At 63.1% G+C, this 18,035-nt stretch carries 13 protein-coding genes and 1 pseudogene; 6 read left to right on the forward strand and 8 right to left on the reverse strand.

The window, feature by feature from the left end:
* Positions 1-122 precede the first annotated feature (122 nt).
* From QFZ30_RS10970 to QFZ30_RS10980, 3 genes and pseudogenes are all read left to right on the forward strand, one after another.
* Positions 123-512, forward strand: a complete 390-nt coding sequence (locus QFZ30_RS10970) for a DUF3307 domain-containing protein (RefSeq protein ID WP_307076119.1) — start codon at positions 123-125, stop codon at positions 510-512.
* Positions 513-708: 196 nt separating this feature from the next.
* Positions 709-1,078: pseudogene (locus QFZ30_RS10975) on the forward strand (ROK family protein); the annotation flags it as partial.
* 295 nt (positions 1,079-1,373) lie between these two features.
* Positions 1,374-2,408 (forward strand): LacI family DNA-binding transcriptional regulator, encoded by a 1,035-nt coding sequence (locus QFZ30_RS10980; RefSeq protein ID WP_307076121.1) that lies wholly within the window; start codon positions 1,374-1,376, stop codon positions 2,406-2,408.
* A gap of 223 nt (positions 2,409-2,631) precedes the next feature.
* Here QFZ30_RS10980 and QFZ30_RS10985 read toward each other — a convergent pair whose 3' ends face one another.
* The 8 genes from QFZ30_RS10985 to QFZ30_RS11020 form a co-directional block, all read right to left on the reverse strand.
* Positions 2,632-3,942, reverse strand: coding sequence for a M24 family metallopeptidase (locus QFZ30_RS10985; RefSeq protein ID WP_307076123.1), 1,311 nt, complete (start codon positions 3,940-3,942; stop codon positions 2,632-2,634).
* Complete coding sequence (locus tag QFZ30_RS10990; protein WP_307076125.1) at positions 3,939-4,874, reverse strand: NAD(P)-dependent oxidoreductase; 936 nt, start codon at positions 4,872-4,874, stop codon at positions 3,939-3,941. The genes QFZ30_RS10985 and QFZ30_RS10990 overlap by 4 nt, the downstream gene beginning before the upstream one ends.
* A gap of 78 nt (positions 4,875-4,952) precedes the next feature.
* Positions 4,953-5,687, reverse strand: a complete 735-nt coding sequence (locus tag QFZ30_RS10995; protein WP_307076127.1) for an ABC transporter ATP-binding protein — start codon at positions 5,685-5,687, stop codon at positions 4,953-4,955.
* Positions 5,684-7,627: a branched-chain amino acid ABC transporter ATP-binding protein/permease gene (locus tag QFZ30_RS11000; protein WP_307076129.1), complete on the reverse strand. Its 1,944-nt coding sequence runs from the start codon at positions 7,625-7,627 to the stop codon at positions 5,684-5,686. The genes QFZ30_RS10995 and QFZ30_RS11000 overlap by 4 nt, the downstream gene beginning before the upstream one ends.
* Complete coding sequence (locus tag QFZ30_RS11005) at positions 7,624-8,505, reverse strand: branched-chain amino acid ABC transporter permease (protein WP_307076130.1); 882 nt, start codon at positions 8,503-8,505, stop codon at positions 7,624-7,626. Before QFZ30_RS11005 ends, QFZ30_RS11000 begins: the two co-directional genes overlap by 4 nt.
* Before the next feature lie 18 nt (positions 8,506-8,523).
* On the reverse strand, positions 8,524-9,735 hold the full coding sequence (locus QFZ30_RS11010; protein WP_307076132.1) for an amino acid ABC transporter substrate-binding protein: 1,212 nt from the start codon (positions 9,733-9,735) through the stop codon (positions 8,524-8,526).
* Positions 9,736-11,481: 1,746 nt separating this feature from the next.
* A complete protein-coding gene (locus QFZ30_RS11015) occupies positions 11,482-12,150 on the reverse strand; it encodes a GntR family transcriptional regulator (protein ID WP_307076134.1) in 669 nt (222 codons plus the stop codon).
* A gap of 8 nt (positions 12,151-12,158) precedes the next feature.
* Positions 12,159-12,701, reverse strand: a complete 543-nt coding sequence (locus QFZ30_RS11020; protein ID WP_307076136.1) for a VOC family protein — start codon at positions 12,699-12,701, stop codon at positions 12,159-12,161.
* 170 nt (positions 12,702-12,871) lie between these two features.
* Here QFZ30_RS11020 and QFZ30_RS11025 point away from each other — a divergent pair, with 170 nt between their 5' ends.
* The 3 genes from QFZ30_RS11025 to QFZ30_RS11035 are packed head-to-tail and all read left to right on the forward strand — an operon-like array spanning position 12,872 to position 17,798.
* Positions 12,872-15,061, forward strand: coding sequence for an alpha-ketoacid dehydrogenase subunit alpha/beta (locus tag QFZ30_RS11025; protein ID WP_307080196.1), 2,190 nt, complete (start codon positions 12,872-12,874; stop codon positions 15,059-15,061).
* Complete coding sequence (locus QFZ30_RS11030) at positions 15,061-16,374, forward strand: dihydrolipoamide acetyltransferase family protein (RefSeq protein WP_307076138.1); 1,314 nt, start codon at positions 15,061-15,063, stop codon at positions 16,372-16,374. The genes QFZ30_RS11025 and QFZ30_RS11030 overlap by 1 nt, the downstream gene beginning before the upstream one ends.
* 41 nt (positions 16,375-16,415) lie before the next feature.
* Positions 16,416-17,798 carry an aldehyde dehydrogenase family protein gene (locus tag QFZ30_RS11035; RefSeq protein ID WP_307076140.1) on the forward strand — a complete coding sequence of 461 codons (1,383 nt, stop codon included), beginning with the start codon at positions 16,416-16,418 and terminating at the stop codon, positions 17,796-17,798.
* The last annotated feature ends 237 nt before the right edge of the window (positions 17,799-18,035 follow it).

The following is an 18,035-nucleotide window of genomic DNA, read 5'->3' on the forward strand; positions in this document are numbered from 1 at the left end:
CGAGTCAACAAAAGCCGGGCAGTTCCAACGCCATAATGGCTACATCGGATGGCTCATCACACCACTCACTCGACAGTAGAGAACCAGTCGAGTAGCCAAGGACCGACGAAGGAAGCAGGATCATGCTCGCACTCTGGATAGTCCTGGCCCACCTCGTAGGCGACTACGTCATCCAGTCACACTGGATGGCGACAGAGAAGACCAAGCACTGGCTGCCTGCCATCGTCCACGGCGTGACCTACACGCTGCCGTACGCACTGATCACCCAGTCACCCCTGGCGCTCGTCGTCATAGGCGGGACGCACATCATCATCGACAGGTTCCGCCTCGCACGCCACGTCGCATGGCTGAAGAACCAGCTCGGACCCAAGCGCTCACGCCCACGCTGGGCTGACGCCAAGGCCACCGGATACCCATCAGAGACACCAGCATGGCTAGCCGTCTGGCTCATGATCATCACCGACAACACCATCCACTTACTGATCAACACAGCAGCCATCCTCTGGATGTAGCCATTCCAAGAGCCAAGCACATCTACGCCAGGTCAGGCTGCCCCAACACTGCAACAGGTGCCCCGACGACGCCGAGGAACTCACCAAAACTATCCCACTGAAAATATACGATGCACTGCTCAGCCAACGCCCGGTTCACGGCGGGAATGTCCAGGAAGGCAGGGTCATAAGGCGCAAACGGAGCCGGTTATTTCAGACCCTGGGCACGGGCATTAGTTCCGCACTCGTGGTCAACGGCCAGCTGGTCCCAAACACCGAGTTTGGTCATCTTGAGCTTGACGGGGTTGATGCTGAGACCCGAGCATCAGCAGCGGCCCGGGAAAGAGACGGTCTCGACTGGCGCGAATACTCAGCAAGACTCCAACGGTACTTTTCCCATTTGGTGTTCCTTTGATCACCCGATCTGATCATTGTCGGGGAGGATCTCAGCGCGTAGCCAAGACTTCCTCCCACTACTTCAGCTCAACACCCCGCTGGTCCCGGCCGAACTGCGGAACACAGCAGGGATGATCGGCGCAGCAGTCAACACGGACGCTGCCCTTCGGCAGGGCCATTCCTTTGACTGACCGTCGTTCTCCCTGCAGGGAGCCCACTCTCTCGTTAATCCCGGCGAAAGCGCCCTCTCGGCGGGCTTTCCAGCCAATCTAGGTTCATGCCGTTACTGGCTCGATCAGTCGTGGTCCTTCGTCAGGCTCCGGATTCGGCGGGGAGCTCCGCCCACGGCCAACGACAAGACCGTCTGAAAACCCTGAAGCGCATGGCGCTGACGACTCTGGTGCCAAAGGTGGCCTATTATGCTGTTAAGCGGCGTCACGAATCGGTAAGTCGGAAGGCCGATCCGCACCATGCCACGGGAGAGGGGTGAGCCGTTTGTCGGCCACTATCGACGACGTCGCCCGCGTCGCCGGAGTCCATAGATCAACGGTCTCCCGCGCTTTGAACCCACAGACACAGGTCAAGCTGAGTCCGGAAACCACCCGTCGCGTGCAGCAGGCGGCCCGCAAGCTCGGATACGTGCCGAACGCCGTGGCCCGAGGCCTGCGGACCAATGAGTCCATGTCCGTGGGCGTGGTAATCCCGGACATCCTCAACCCGATCTTCCCGCCGATCATCAGCGGGATAGACTCGATCCTCCGTCCGGCCGGCTACACGGCACTGGTGACGGACATCCAAGGGGGCCAGAACGCCTATGAGGCCGCCCTTGCGTCCCTGCGACAGCGGCGGGTCGATGGGCTCATCCTAGCCACGGCGCACTTGGACGACGGGGAATCGTTCCATCGCCTGCATGAGCAAGGAGTCCGGGCCGTGCTCGTCAACCGCGCGGCCGCGTCGAGTCCCTTCCCGTTAGTACACGGTGACGACACCGGTGGAATGAGGGCAGCCCTCGACCACTTGGCAACCCTCGGGCACGTCCGCATCGCCCATCTTCACGGTCCTGAGGGGCTATCTACCACGGAAGGGCGCCGCGCGGCCTTCGACGAGTGGAGCCGGCAGCATCCAGAGGTGACCGTCACTGCAAGCTATTGCGGACCACTAACCGCTGAGGGAGGGCAAGAAATCATGGACGCACTTCTCGACGCCTCCACGGAAGCGCAGTCACGGCCGACAGCCGTGGTAACGGGCAACGACCTCATGGCTCTCGGGGCCCTGCGTTCCTTGCGTGTCCGGGGTCTGCATTGCCCGGAGGATATGTCAATCGTCGGGTTCAATGACATGCCGTTCGCCGACGAGTTCTCCCCGCCGCTGACTACGGTCCGGGTGCCCCTGCGCCAACTCGGTGTTGAAAGTGCCCGGCTACTTGTCCAACAGTTACACGGTGAGGGGAGCGGGGCGATGGAGTTGACGTTCCCCGTAACGCTCATGGTCCGGGGATCCACCGCACCCCCGCGGGGTTGATTCGTGGTGCACGGATGCTCGTCGCGGACCGTGCCAGGCTGCGACGCAACTGGGGCTGGACGCTCCGCGCCATTGTCTTCTACCGTGTACGGGCAGCCCGTTCAAAGGCCCGCGCCCTCTTTGGGTGCCATGATCGTGCCGGACGGCAGAAGCGGGGCCTGCAACACGTCAGACCCCGCTCCTCGCCCGTTCTCGGCTATGCGGAATTAATGGCTATGCGGAATTAATACTGTCCGGCCACGAAGAGCTCCTGGGCAGGGAACTTCGTGAGGACCTCGATGCCGTAGTCGGTAACCACGACCTCCTCCTCGATTCGTGCTGCTGAAATGCCGTCGGAGCCGGGGCAGTAGGTCTCCATGGCGAAGACCATGCCGGGCCGGATCTCCACCGGGTCCTTCATTGAATTTAGGCGGGAGATGATCGGCCGTTCGTGCAATCCCAGGCCCAGACCGTGCGCGAACTGGAGGCCGAAGGCAGCCAGCTCGTTGTCGAACCCAAATTCCTGGGCCTTGGGCAGCACGGCCGCGACCTCGTCCGACCCCACACCCGGGCGGATGGCGTCGAGGGCGCGGTCCATCCACTCTCGAGCGGTGACATAGGCATCGCGTTGCGCCGAGGTGGCCCACCCGACCCCGAACGTGCGGTAGTAACAGGTCCGGTAGCCATTGAATGAGTGGATGATGTCGAAGAAGGCCTGGTCTCCGGGGCGGATGATGCGGTCAGTGAAGTTATGCGGGTGGGGGTTGCACCGCTCCCCGGAGATCGCGTTGATGGCCTCGACCTGGTCCGACCCGTACTCGTATAGCCGCTTGCTCGCGAGGGCGACGATCTCGTTCTCCCTGACGCCGGGGCGCAGCGCCTCGGTGATGTCTTGGTAGACACCGTCGACCATCGCGGCCGCCTGGTTCAGAAGCATGATCTCGTCCCGGTTTTTGATCACACGGGCGTCCAGCATGGACTGCTGGGCATCACTGACAGTAAGGCCTTGCCGTTGCATCTCGAACAGGAACGGTGGTTCGACGACGTCCAACCCGACCGGCATGTGCGCCAGCCCGCTCTCCTTCAGCAACGACACAATCTCTTTAACGGCTGTGACCATCAGGTCTGCACCGCCTTCAGGAGCAACGGCACCGCGGAATCCGAGGAAGCCGGGTCGGTGGTTCTCCGTCGGCATCCAGTCAGAGTAGAGCTGGTGATGCCGCACAGCAGAACCGAAGTCCCAGAGGATGGGATCTTTACCCCGCATCAGCAGCGCGTATCGGATCATCTTGTCCCCGAGCGCACCACCGATCCAGGTCTGCGTGGTGTACCGGATGTTATAGAAGTCGAAGAGCAGAAACGCGCCGCATTCACTGGCTTCGAGAGCCTCCTGAGCCCGGCCAAGCCGGTACGAGCGCAACCGGTCGAAGTCGACGCGGTGTTCGTAGTCGACCCCCATCTGGCCTGGTGCCCCGAGCGGTCTGACCTCGGGGGGGCGCTGCGACGGACGCTCGAACCGGGCGGCGTCGACCGAGCCGTGGTTGTGGTGGGTCATCGCTGAGGCTCGAGTCCGTTGGAGACGGACGCGTCCTCCGGGATCAGCTTGAGGCCGGCACCGGCGGCCACGGTACGGATCAGGGTGGCGAAATCGTCCTCGGTGTTCCCATTGCCGACCTCCTGCGCAACGATGTTGCGGGTCATCGAGGCCACGGGCATCGGGACACCGAGCTCGTGACTGGCGGCCAGCCCGAGGTCGAAGTCCTTCTGCAGCAGAACCTGGGTGAAGGTCGGCGTGAAATCGAGGTTGACCAGGGCCGGGGTCTTGTAGCGGGTGAAGACGGAGCCCATCACGGAGTCGTTGAGGAAGTCGAGGAGGTCTTGTCGACGCACCCCGCCCTTCTCGGCCAGCACGGTGATCTCGGCCATTGACTGGGTGACGACTCCCAGGAAGATGTTGTGGGCAATCTTTACCAGGCGGGCCAATTCGCCTTCACCGACGTAGGTGACCTTTTGACCGAAGTGCTCGAGTACCGGCAGGGCTTCCTCATAGGCGGCCTGTGGTCCTGAGACCGCAACGGAGAGTTTGCCGGCGGCGATGACCGCCGGGTTGCCGCTCACCGGGGTGGCCAGCAGTTCGGTGCCGCGTTCCGCGGCGGCGGCGCGCAGCTTCTCAGAGGCGTCAATGGACACCGTGGAGGAGTCCGCTATCAGGCGTGGGGCATGGTCCGGATCGGTCAGTAGACCACCCTCGCCGGTCATCACCTGTTCCAGGTCCCGGGGCGCGGAAACCATGCTGAAGACGATATCCCGGTCGGCCAGGTCCACCGGTCGCTCGACTTGGCGTGCGCCGGCGTCGACCAGGGGTTGTGCTTTGGAGGCGGTGCGGTTGTAGACCGTGACGTCGAATCCTGCCTCGAGCAGGCGCAGCACCAGCTGCGAGCCCATGCGTCCGGTGCCGATCCAGCCGATAGTGGGTTGGGTGTTCATTGGGATAGTCCTTTTCGTCTGTGTTTTTCTGTTGGTGGTGGTTCTGTTGCGGCCGGGAGCCCGGCCGGGATCTGGGTGTCAGGCAGCAGTGCCGCTCCCTTGGATGACGCCGCCGAAATAAAGTGCGACCATCTCCGGGTTCTCGCTGATTTCTTTGGCTGGCCCCTCAAGCAGGACCCGACCGGACTCCATGACGATTCCTCTGCTGGCCATGCGCATCCCGAAGCGGACGTTTTGCTCGACCATGAGGATGGCCGTGCCACGTTGACGCATCATGGCCACGGACTCGTCGATTACGCCAAGGGACTTTGGGTCCAGACCCAGGGAAGGCTCGTCGAGGAGTACGAGCTTGGGGTTGAGCATCAGCGAGCGGGCGAATTCGACCATGCGGCGCTGGCCGCCGGACAGCAGTCCGCACCGGGTCGAGAGCCGACCTTTGACCAGGGGGAATGCGTCCAGTACCTCAGCCAGCCGCTGCTTCACGAGCTGCCGATCATGACGGATCACGTAAGCGCCGAGGAGGATGTTCTCCTTGACTGTCATGTTGGGAAAGAGGCCGTTGGTCTGCGGGACTTGGGCCACGCCCTTGGCCAGGATCTGCTGCGGTGTCAGGTGGGAAATGTCCTCTCCATCAAGGAGAATTCGTCCCTCACCGGGATGGATGAGGCCGCTGACCGCCCGCAGGACAGTGGACTTGCCGGCCCCGTTGGGACCCACGATGCAGCCGAGCTCTCCGCGGCCGATTTCGAAGTCCACACCTTGCAGGACGTTTCCACCACCATAGCCGGCGACTACGCCTTCGAGCTTGATCATGATGCACTCCCTTCGACGGCAATCCGTCTGGTGGCCGAGTTGTCGATGTCGAGCAGGTAGTCATCGCCCAGATAGGCGTCGATGACGGCGTCGTCCTTCTGGATCTCGTCCGGGGATCCCGTGGCGATCACGTGGCCTTGGGCAAGGACGCGAACCGGGTTGCAGAGCCCCAGGACGAACGGCATGTTGTGCTCGACCAGCAGGAAGGTTTTGCCCTGGGCGTTGAGGTCACGGATGAGGTCCCCCATCCGCTCGATGAGCGTCGGGTTGATGCCGCCGGCGGGCTCGTCCAGGAGAATGAGCTTCGGATCCAGGACCAGGACCTGGGCCAGCTCGACGAGCTTCTGCTGACCGTAGGACAATGATCCCGCTTTGGCCTGCTCGTAGCGGGACAAGCCCACGAAGTCCAGCAGTTCCCGGGCCCGTTCTGCCTCCCTGCCGCTGACGGCGTCCAGACCCATCTGCGGGATTGAGAATGATCCGAGGGGCGCCGCGATGTTTTCCAGCACCGACATTTCCTTGAAGAGCCTGGTGCTCTGGAAGGTTCGGCCGAGGCCGCGATGCGCTCGGCCCCAGGAGGCCATCCGGCTGATATCGGTCCCCCCAATCCGCACGGTGCCGGCGTCCGGCAGCAGGGTCCCGGAAATGAGGTTAAAGACCGTCGTCTTGCCGGAGCCGTTCGGACCGATGAGTCCGGTGATGGACCCTTCGGGGACGGTGAATGTGCAGTCGTTGACGGCCTGGTTCCCACCAAAGGACTTGGATAGGCCTTCCACCTCGAGGATGGGAGGCGCGGTCTTAAGCCGTGCCGCCAGCTCGGACGGGTCTGGCGCCTTGGGACGGTCACGGACCGACAACTCGTCCGCGGCACCGAGACGGGCGCCGGACAGGCCGGCGGTGCCGCGAGTCCGGATCCGTTCCAACTGATGCGACAGGGAGGGAAGCATGCCCTTGGGCAGCAGCACCACTAGGAAAATCAGCAAGAGCCCGAACATCACCAGTCGCGTGTTGCCTCCTCCACCGGTGTTGTTGGCGAAGATGTCAAGCGGAACCACGATGAACGCGCCGAGAACCGGGCCGAACAGTGTCCCGCGGCCGCCGAGGATTACGGCGAGCACCAACTGGACGCTGAGCAGGATCGAGAACATGTTCACAGGGTCCACGAATCCCATGAAGTATCCGTACACACCGCCGGCCATGCCGACGAGCAGGGCGCTGGCGGCAAAGGCGAGCAGCTTGTAGACCGGAGAATTCACGCCCACCGTGCCGGCCTTGCCCTCGTCCTCACGGATAGCGATGAGACCCAGGCCGAACTTCGTGCGACGAATCCACCACGAAAGGGCCAGAGACAGGCCGAGCAGGACCACCAGGGAGAGGTGGATGGGCCAGTTGCCCCACTCGCGCGGCCAAGAGTACATCGGCATGGTAATACCCGACGTGCCGTTGGTGACGGCCTTCCATTCGGTCGCGACGAACCGCATCAGAAACAGCAGCGCGATCGAGATGATCACGAACGACGGCCCACGAGAGCGGTAGGTCACCAGGCCCAGGAGTACGGCCAACAGGGCCGTGACCAGTCCCGCGACCGGGACCCAGACCAATGGCGGCACCCCGGGAACGACCTTAGCCAAAATCGCCACGAAGTATGCCCCGACGCCGATGAAGGCGAAGTGGCCGATGGAAAGGTACCCGGTGTAGCCGGTGATGATGTTCAGTCCGACAGCGCCGATGGCCACCACCAGGGCGATGATCACTGTCGATTGTGCCGAGCGGTTCGGAATGACGGGGAACAGTGCGATGACAACCGCTGCGATCCCCAGCAGGACCGTGACTATGCGCCGGATAGTCTCCGTCCTGGCCCACACCGGGATCTCACCGGCGTCTGGCACCGTCGCGGACCTGGGTGTGCTCGGCTTTGCATGCGTTTTGGTCGTGTTCATACCGTGGCGTCCTCCCTGAGTTTCTGCCCGAGAATGCCCTGAGGGCGCACTATCAGGATGATGATGATGATGAGGAAGGGCACGATCTCAACCCACGAGGCGCCGACATACTGGGTGGCGAGTTGTTCCGCCACACCAATCGACAACGCTCCGATGACTGCGCCCATCAGGCTCCCGAGGCCGCCCAGGACCACGATCGCCAGCAATCGGGCGATCCACTGGTAGTGGGTTCCGGGGATGAAGGGATACATCACGGCGATGATGGCGCCGCCCGCACCGAGTGTGGCGATGCCTAGCGCGAAGGCGCTGGCAGAGATGGACTTGACGCTGACGCCGACAAGCAGTGCCCCACTCTCGTTGACAGCAGATGCGCGGACTGCCCGGCCCATCCAGGTCTGGTTGAGGATAAGGAACAGGGCGCCCAGCAGGACCACCGCGATTGCCGCGGCGAGCAGTGTTGCTGTGGGCAGGAAAAACGGTCCGATCTGGACCGAGGTGTCCGTGTAGCCGGTGCGCACCGTTCTGGACTGGTTGCCCCAGACGAATCCGGCGATGCCCTCAATGGTGAGGGCGATGCCGAACGTCACCAGCACAGTCATGGAGATGTGACTTCCACGCACGTGCCGCACCACGAGGTTGTAGCTGAGCCAGCCGACGCCAAACATCACCGCGACGATGATGGGGACTGATAGCAGCGGGTCCAGGCCGGTCAAGGACCAGACCGTGTAGGTGAGGTAGGCCGCCAGCACCGCGAAGGCACCGTGGGCCAGGTTGACGACACGCATCACGCCGAAAATCAGGGTGAGCCCCGATGACATGAGCGCGTACACCGCACCGACCAGGAGGCCGGTTATGAGGAGTTGGAGGAGGGTTATCATTTCTAGTGTCTCTCGGTCTTAGTATTCCCCGCCGCGCCAGCGAGTAATCCGGTCGGTAGTAGCGGCCTCAGCGGGAAGCACGACTTCGCTGACGCCGTTTTGCCACTGCCCGAGGAGGAACTCGCCCCGGGGGCTACCGTCTTTGTTCCATGCCAGCGTTCCGAGCACGGTCTCCACCTTGTTGCCCCGCAGCCAGTCGGCCAACGCCTTCTGGTCACCGGTGCTACCGACGCCCTCAACGGCCGAGGCCAGCACCTGGCCGGCCGCGTACCCGTCGGCTGCGTCCTCCGGCGGGTATTCGCCGTGGATCTCGCGGTACTTGGCCACGAACTCCTTATTGCCTTGGGTATCGGCGTCGACGTGGTAGCTGGAGGAGAAGAGCACGCCCCCGGTGTTTTCCACGCCAACGCCGTCCACGTATTGCTGGCCGTAGGTCGGCGAAGAGCTCTGGTAGAGGATCTCCGGATGGAAGTTCGCCCGGTTGAGAGCGCGGACGAAGTTCACACCGTCCTCGAACTGCGCCCCCTGGACGACCGCCTCTGCTCCGGAGTCCCGGATAGCCGTGACAATCGCGTCGAAGTTCTTGGTTGCCGCCGGGTACGTGTCAGCGTAGGCCGTTTCAATTCCCGCAGCCTCAAGCTTCTTCCTGACGCCCTCCACGGCCGGGGTGGCGAAGGGATCGTCCAACGAAGGATAGGCCACCGTCTGCGGGCGCTCCCCCTCGGGGAGGCCAATGATCCAGTCAGCGAAGGCCGCCCCCTGCTCGGAGGCCAGGGCCTGCTGCGAGAAGAAGCTGAACTCGAACCCGCGGTTGAACATCTCCGGTGAGGCACAGGAGGCACAGATGAAGAGCATCCCAGCACGTTCGGCGACTGTCGAGGCCGGAATATTCAGCAGCGAAGACTGGGTGCCCAGCAGCAGGTCCACGTTCTCATTGGAAAGCAGCTGGTTGTAGTTGGACACCACCGTGTTCTGATTGGTCGCGTCGTCCTTGTAGATCATCTCAACCTTCCGGCCAAGGATCCCGCCGCGCTCATTCTGTAGCGCGGCCCAGACCTCGTACCCGCGTTGGGTATCCGCGCCGCCCTGGCTGAACTCACCCGTCAGCGGCAGCGAGGCACCGATTCGAATCGGGACCTCTGGCCCTGCGGCTGGCACCTGACACCCGGCTAGCGTCACGAGGAGTGCACCCGCACTGGCCACGGTCAAAAAGTTCCTTTTTATGCTCACGATTTCCAACTCCTTTGTCAGACTGGGGCACGATTTATCAGGCAATAATGTCGAAAATCGTGCGACCGATTGCACGCCAGCTTAGGTGGTGATGTGGGTCATAGTCAACAAGCAAAAACTGAACGGCCTTGACGTGCCCCGGCGGACGCGGGGCCGGGCGGCGAAGTCGCTGATCCTCGAAGGACAGCAGACGAAAAACGCTGAAGGCATTACAGTTTTGGGTGTGGCCTCCTGTCGACAGAAGGCACACAAGGCTGCAATTGCCAGTGACTTCACGCCATGTCCGGCGTCCTTTGCCTAAGCAAAGCGTCCACTTTGAAATCGGCCCGCTCCATCTTTCGCGCCCGATTTCTCCTGCCAGAGGAATCCCTAGAATGCACGGAAACAGCAATTCGGGTAAGAAGCCGCCAGAGATGCCGGGCTCATGCCCAGAATGCGGACATCAGCAATACCGTGACGGACAGTGGCACTGGTTAGGCGGAATGATCGGAATATCGCCGCAACCGGGACGATGTTCTGATACGACCCTTTCCGGAGGTCCTTGCACCTGTACCTCGCGCGAACACTTCAATTTTGAAGGCGCTATTTTCTGAGAAAACCAGGCTCACTGCTACGAGGAGGGAGTGCCTTTGGTAGGTCACCCACGTCGTTTCTGACCTGAAAACCCATCAGGGAGTTACAACTCGCTCGCTACACGGGGCAGCAGGCCATCGCCCTCGCGAAAACAGGACAAGCTCAAGAATCTTGAGTGCGCGTCATGAATCAACGCACTGGGGACGCGAGCAGGAACGTTCAGCATCGCGCTCCCGGCCAGCGGCGAGCCTTGGTTGATCCTGCAGGACGTCCCTTTCCGGGTCTTTATCTGTGACTCACTTGGGTCGACGGCGCGGCCGCCTGGTTGACTCGCCGCGGCTGAAGCACGACCACACCCACCCGGCATGCTTGGGCCTGTGGGGCGATGCCGCTCCTTCGGCAGGCCCCATGGAGGATACCGTGAAGCAGTCCAAGGGCCTGCTGGTCGGTCTTAGATTCGAACTCCCGGTCAGGATCAGATCACGCTGCGAATCAGATCGCGGAGATCGTCGACGTCCACCGCGGACATCGTGGAGGCGCTCAAGTCAGCGTCCACGCGGATCAGATCGTTGTCCTCGGCATGGTGGTCGCATCTAAGACGTAACTGCCCTCGAGCGACGCGCACCCCGGTGTCATTGACCCGGCCGCGCTGGTGCTCGGCCGCCGTACCTCACGGCCAGCGGCCAACTGAACATCGTCGCGGTACCGACTGAAGTATTGAAAAAGGCGACGAGTTCTTAGCGTGCTGGGCAACAGGGCATGGCGGATCAGCAGCATCCCGAGCATGAGAATCTCGTGAAGAAGACCGGGGTCAAACTACAACCTCATCCACACCCTCCAGGCGCTTGCCGAGCCGGTGAACGGTAATCGAGCGGCGGAGTCGACGCTCAGGCCGTCGTGGAGATCCTCACTGCTGTGGCGTGCACGGGGCACCGCGTACATTGGCCAGGGTGCGACTATCCAAGCCGAACGTACGATCTGCCGGCCCTAGCGTCACACTTGGCCTGAAGGATCTCTCTGATCCGCGCGGCGGACATGGAGTATTCCGCCGGTTTGCCGGCCTCATCCATAAGATAGGAGATCTTCGACCAGATGCATGCATCCTCGGACCTCGCCGGGCTGGTGTGGTCGGTGATGGCGACGGTCATGCGGTGCGGAAGTGATGCCTCCGCCTCAGCTGTCCCGGAAGACCTCGGGATGGCTTGCCAACCCCAGCCTGCTGCGGCGAATATGGCCCGCGAGCACCCATTCGGCCTCTTCGACGTCGCGCCGTCGCATCGCCCCGACGAGCAGCTGGTGGTCGTAGTGCAGACTCCGGTCGCCGGTGCTGTAGAAGAGCCGGGTAGCGGCCCGACGGTAATGCTGCGTCCGGTTCCACAGGCTACGCACGGTGTCACCGAGAACGGTCGTCTGCGCGGCTTCGAGGCAGCTGAGGTGGAATTCACGGTCCAGCTGCAAGAAGCGCTCGACGTCCGTCGTGGCCTCCATGGCATCCGCTTGACGCGCGAGGTGGTCGATCTGCTCGTCAGCGAGGAGCGGGATGTTCAAACCGAACAACAGGGGCTCGAGCCGTTCCCTCATCCGATACATCTCCTGGCATTCCGACAGGCTGATACGGGAGACCCGGGCGCCAGCATTGACCACAAGCGTGACCAATCCTTCGGCCTCGAGGATCCTCAACGCGTCGCGGACCGGCAGGCGGCTCGCTCCATGCTGTTCTGCCAGCTCGTCCTGTCTGATCCGCTCGCCCGGAGTGTAGTCACCGGCAAGGATGGCGTCGCGGAGCGTCGCCGCGATCCGGGCACCCGTCGCCCCATGGGCAGCCAGCTCCGTTGTAGTCATTCTTGTCCTCACTCCGCCGGATGGGCCGGGTGCCACAGCCGAGGCCCGCGGCTCTTCTCATATTCTTTACCTTCCGGGAAGCTTACAAGCTCGAACTGCATGCCCCATGGACTGCGGAAGTATACCCAACGCTGCCCGGCAGCCGCCTGCTTGCTCGCCGTCGGTTCCCCCATGACGTCAATCCCCCGCGCGCGCAGATATGTTACGGCAACGTCAAGGTCATCGACGTAGAAGGCGATGTGATGGCCGCCGATGTCGCTGTTGCGGGGCTGCCCGTCTTGGCCGTCCGCCGATTCGTACAGGAAGACCTCGAAATTGGATCCATGCCCAAGCCGGTAGAACCGGATCTCGCGGATGACCGTGCGCGGGTGAACACCTAGATGAGTGCTCATCCAGTCTTCGTCGGACTGCTTTGCCCCGAGCGTGTAAACCTCATCACAGCCCAGCACATCGACGAGGAAGCTGTGAGCCTCCTCGAGGTCCGGGACTGTAAAGCCAATGTGATCGGTTCCGCGCATCCCCGGGATGCCCGGTCGCTTTGCTGCTTCCATCTTCATCTCCCTCATCCAGCTAGACCCCGATTGTATCCAATAAACCAACTTACGGCGAGATAATGCCAGCCTGTCTCGGAAGATGCCTTGTATTGTATAAAATCCTGGGCTAATCTCCTTGTCAGGACTTCAGCGGAACCTTCCGCCGGGCTAGGACAAAGGTGGCGATGATGCCAAATAGGAAACAACTGCAGACGGGGTGCGACTGGGTCGAGCTCTCGACGACGGATGCCGACTGGGATGCCGCGGATCCGGTGTTGCTGGGCACGATGCTCAGCGAACTCCACCTGATCCGGGCTTTTGAGGAATCGGTTCTGGAGCTTGCAGGGGAGGGCCTCGTGCACGGCCCCGCCCACTCGAGCATCGGCCAGGAAGGTGGCGCGGTCGGCTCGATCGTCGGCCTGCGTTCCAGTGACGGTGTAAATGGCTCCCATCGGGGCCACCACCAGTTCCTCGCGAAGGCGCTCACGCACGTTGGAGGCGGCAAGCTCGATCCCGCCGACCCGGTGACCCCCGCGATACAGACGGTCCTTCAGCGCACGCTCGCCGAGATTCTCGGACTTGCCCAGGGCTACTGCCGCGGCCGCGGCGGATCAATGCACCTGCAGTGGTTCGAAGCGGGGGCCTTGGGCACCAACGCGATCGTAGGCGGCGGGGCCCCGATGGCAGCCGGGAATGCCTGGTCCCAGAAGAACAGCCAGACAACGGACCTGACCATCAACTACTTCGGCGACGGTGCCGCCCAGATCGGCTCCGTGCTCGAATCAATGAACCTCGCGGCCGCATGGAAGCTCCCGGTGTGCTTCTTCATCGAGAACAACCTGTACGCCGTCTCGACCAGAGCCAACGAGATCACAGCGGACCCCCGATTCTCCGTTCGCGGCCAAGGCTTCGGCATCCCATCATGGCGCGTCGACGGCATGGACCCACTCGCGGTGTACTTGGCCATGGAAGAGGCTGCTGAGCGAATGCGCTCCGGCGAAGGCCCCACCGTGATCGAGGTCGAGGTCTACCGCTTCTTCCATCAGAACGGCGCTTACCCCGGAAGCGCCTTCGGCTACCGAACGAAGGAAGAAGAGGCTGCCTGGCTGGCACGCGACCCCCTGGACATGGTGGCGCGTAAGATGATCGAGCGCGGGCAGCTGGACGAAGAGCGCGTCGACGCCCTTCGCAGCCGAGTCCAAGAGGCCATGAAGCAGGCCGTCGACCAGCTTCTGGAAAGCGACCCGGAACGCCGCGGCAAGCGCCGCATTCGTCCTGAACTCTGGCCGGATGTCGGGTTCGTGAACGTCGGGATCCGTGGCGACGCGAGCGAGCTCGACCAGCTCCGCGTGATGGACCCAGCTACGACGGAAGGCCCCCGCCGCGACGTCAAATTCATTGATGCCGTCGCCGAGGTAATGAACCAGCGCATGGAGCAGGATTCCCGGATCGTGGTCATGGGTGAGGACGTCCACCGTCTAAACGGTGGCACCAACGGGGCCACGAAGGGCCTGGCCAAGAAATTTGGCGACGGCCGCATCCTGGGCACGCCGATCAGCGAGAACGCCTTCGTCGGACTCGCCGGCGGCATGGCCCTCGATGGCCGCTTCCGGCCAGTCGTCGAGTTCATGTACCCGGACTTCATGTGGGTAGCCGCCGACCAAGTATTCAACCAGATCGGCAAGGCCCGCCACATGTTCGGCGGCGATAACCCCGTACCGCTGGTGCTGCGCACCAAGGTCGCCATGGGCTCCGGCTACGGATCGCAGCACCTGATGGATCCAGCGGGAATCTTCTCCACCAGCCCCGGCTGGCGCATCGTCGCCCCCTCCACGGCGGCAGACTACATCGGGCTGATGAACGCCGCCCTTGCCCTGCAGGACCCCGTCCTCGTGATCGAACATGTCGACCTCTACGCAGTCAAAGACCACGTGCCGGCGGAGGACCTCGACTACATCATCCCGCCGGGGCGCGCCGCAATCAGGCGCAGCGGATCGGAGCTCACAGTGATCAGCTACCTTTCGATGGTCAGGCACAGCCTCAAAGCCATCGAACAGACAGGCGTCGACGCCGAGCTCATCGATCTTCGGTGGCTCGACCGTGCGTCCATCGACTGGGATACGATCGGCGCGAGCATCAAGAAGACCAACGCAGTGCTCATCGTCGAGGAAGGCGCTCGGGGAACGGCGTACGGCGGGTGGCTGGCCGACGAGATCCAGCGGCGCTACTTCGACTGGCTGGACCAGCCGGTGGCACGAGTCACCGGCGAAGAAGCGTCGCCCAGTATCTCGCGCGTCCTCGAACGGGCTGCCATCGCCCGGACGGAAGAAATCGTCGCCGGCCTCGAGGCTGTACGCGAGGGATTCGGGGCGCGGTGATGGCTGAGATTCTGCGTATGCCGGAAGTGCTCGCGGGCGCTTCCGAAGCTTCCATCCAAACCTGGCTAGTCTCGCAAGGCTCCATGCTCGTCGTCGACCAGCCGATCGCGGAGATTGAGACGGAGAAGGCGACTGTGGAGCTGACAGCCGAGTTCGCCGGAGCTGTCGGCAGGATCCTCGTGCCGGAGGGCGACAACGTCTCAGTCGGCGATCCCATTGCCGTGCTCCTCGGCGAGGGCGAGGCCGAGGACGCCATCGAGGCGGCACTTGCGGGGGCAGGTCTATCTGCTGCCGTGACACCGAAATCCGCGCCGCAGACGTCCGAACCGACTGGGCAGCCGGCCTCCGGAGCTGAGGGCCTCCCGCCCAACGGGCGCGTCGCACATGCTCTCCCGGGCGTCGGCGACTCCGGGCGACGGTTCATGAGCCCTCTCGTGCGTCGCCTCGCGCGACAGCACGGGGTCGACTTGGCTTCGGTGCCCGGAACGGGTCCCGGCGGGCGCATCGTCCGCCGCGACCTCGATCGCCATCTCGCAGAACCAGACGAGAAGACGCAGCCGAGTGCTGCCATCGAGCCTCCCCCCGAGCCCAGGCCGAAGGCTCCACTTACCGCCCCCGGGCCGGTGTCGGCCGCATTCGAGGATGTTCCACTCGACCGGATGCGCAAGGCCATCGCGCGACGGCTCACGGAAAGCAAATCGACTGTTCCACACTTCTACCTCACGGCTCATTGCAGGACTGATGCCCTCTTGGCTCTGCGCCGTCAGGTCAACGAGACGGGAACGAGGAAGGTCTCCATCAACGACTTCGTCATCAAAGCGGTCGCAGGGGCCCTTGTTGATGTTCCCGAGGCGAATGCGATCTGGATAGGGGAGGCAATCCGCCGGTATTCGTCCGTCGACATCTCGGTTGCAGTGGCGACCGACGGGGGACTTACCACTCCAGTGCTCCGGAGCGTTGAGCGTATGCCTCTGTCGGAGGTCAGCGCCGCAATCGCCGACCTCGCTGAGCGAGGCCGTTCCGGCCGTCTCCGGCAGCACGAGCTCGAGGGAGGCAGCTTCTCGGTGTCGAACCTCGGCATGTACGGAACCACGGAGTTCACCGCTATCCTCAATCCGCCTCAGTCCGGGATCCTGGCCATCGGCGCAGCGCACCCGGCTGCTGTCGTGGGCCCGGACGGCGAGCTGGCCGTAGGGACGATCATGAGCGTGACGCTCTCCGCTGACCACCGCGTTCTGGATGGTGCCGTTGGCGCCCAGTGGCTTGCCGCCTTCCAGCGCCGCATCGAGAACCCCCTCTCAATCCTGATCTGACGCGCAGCGTCGCACCCCTAATGACTCAGAAAGGACCCCTTATGGGAACCATCCGTAGTATCGATCCGGCCAACGGCGCCGAACTCGCGGCTTTCGAAGAGGACAACGCCGCCGTCGTGGAGCACAAGCTCGCGATGGCTGCTGCTGCCGTGCCACTGCTGTCCGCCGCCGGCTGGAATGCACGGGCTGCATGGATGCGGACCGCCGCGGACCTCTTGGAATCCGAAATCGAAACGGTCTCGATGCTCATCACGAAAGAGATGGGCAAGCCCATCGCCCAGTCCCGGGCGGAGGTGGCGAAGTCGGCGCACGCGATGCGCTTCTACGCCGATAACGCCGAGCAGTTCCTCACCGGTAGGACCTTGGAGAACCCCGGTGCCGTGAATGCTTCCTCAGCGGGCACACGGTTCGACCCCCTCGGCGTCATCCTTGCCGTGATGCCGTGGAACTACCCGTTATGGCAGGTCGTCCGATTCGCCGCACCTGCCCTGATGGCCGGCAACGCAGGCGTCCTGAAGCATGCGTCGAACGTCCCACAGTCAGCGGTCTACATCGGTGGGCTCTTCACCCGGGCAGGGTTCCCTGAAGGCTCGTTCTCGAGCCTTCTCATCAGCTCTCGCAGGGTCGCGGATGTCGTTCGGGACCCGCGCGTCACGGCGGTTACTCTGACGGGATCCGAGGGAGCCGGACGTTCCATCGCAGCCACAGCAGGGGACGCGCTGAAGAAGGTTGTGCTGGAGCTGGGAGGCTCCGACCCGTTCATCGTCATGCCGTCTGCAGACATCGATGCTGCTGTCGAGACGGCCATCAAGGCCCGGATGACCAACAATGGGCAGGCGTGCATCAACGCAAAGCGCTTCATCGTGCAAGCGGACATCTACGACGAGTTCACCCGCAAGTTCACCGAGCGGATGTCCTCGCTCGTCATCGGCGACCCCAGCGATCCAGCCACCGAGATCGGGCCCCTCGCGACGGAATCCGGCCGCCGAGAAATCATCGAGCTCGTCGAGGACGCTCGCGCCAAGGGGGCAAACATCATTGCCGCCGATTCCGACAACGAGCGAGCGAGCGGCTGGTACTTCACACCGACGGCTGTGACAGGTCTGACCCCCGAGATGCGACTTTGGTCGGAGGAAGCATTCGGACCGGTAGCCTCCCTCTACCAGGCAGCAGATCTCAATGAGGCCCTGAAGATCGCCAACGGCCTCGAGTTCGGTCTGGGCTCTGCGTTCTGGAGCACCGACACCGACGAGATTGACCGTGCGGTCCGTGAACTCCAAGCAGGTGCCGTGTTCGTTAACGGAATGACCATCTCCTACCCAGAGCTGCCTTTTGGCGGCATCAAGCGATCCGGCTACGGACGGGAGCTGTCCATGGAAGGCATCCGGGAATTCTGCAACCTAAAGACCGTCTGGGTGGCATGACCCAGAGCAGAGTGCGGCACCGGCTTGCTCACTGCATAGGCGCCGATGCTCAGCCTCACGGAAAGGAACTCGGCTGCGCGTTGTTCGGTTCGCTGCATCTGTTGGGGTGAAGTGCCGCCGCGACGATTGACTCTCGCTTATTGGGGGGCGAGGGACGACAGATCCGGGACCAGCGGACGGAATGTTAGCGAGGCCCTCCGTAGGAGATCGGTCGTAGATGGCACGAGGTACAGGAGA

The organism is Arthrobacter pascens (assembly GCF_030815585.1).
GTDB lineage: Bacteria > Actinomycetota > Actinomycetes > Actinomycetales > Micrococcaceae > Arthrobacter > Arthrobacter pascens_A.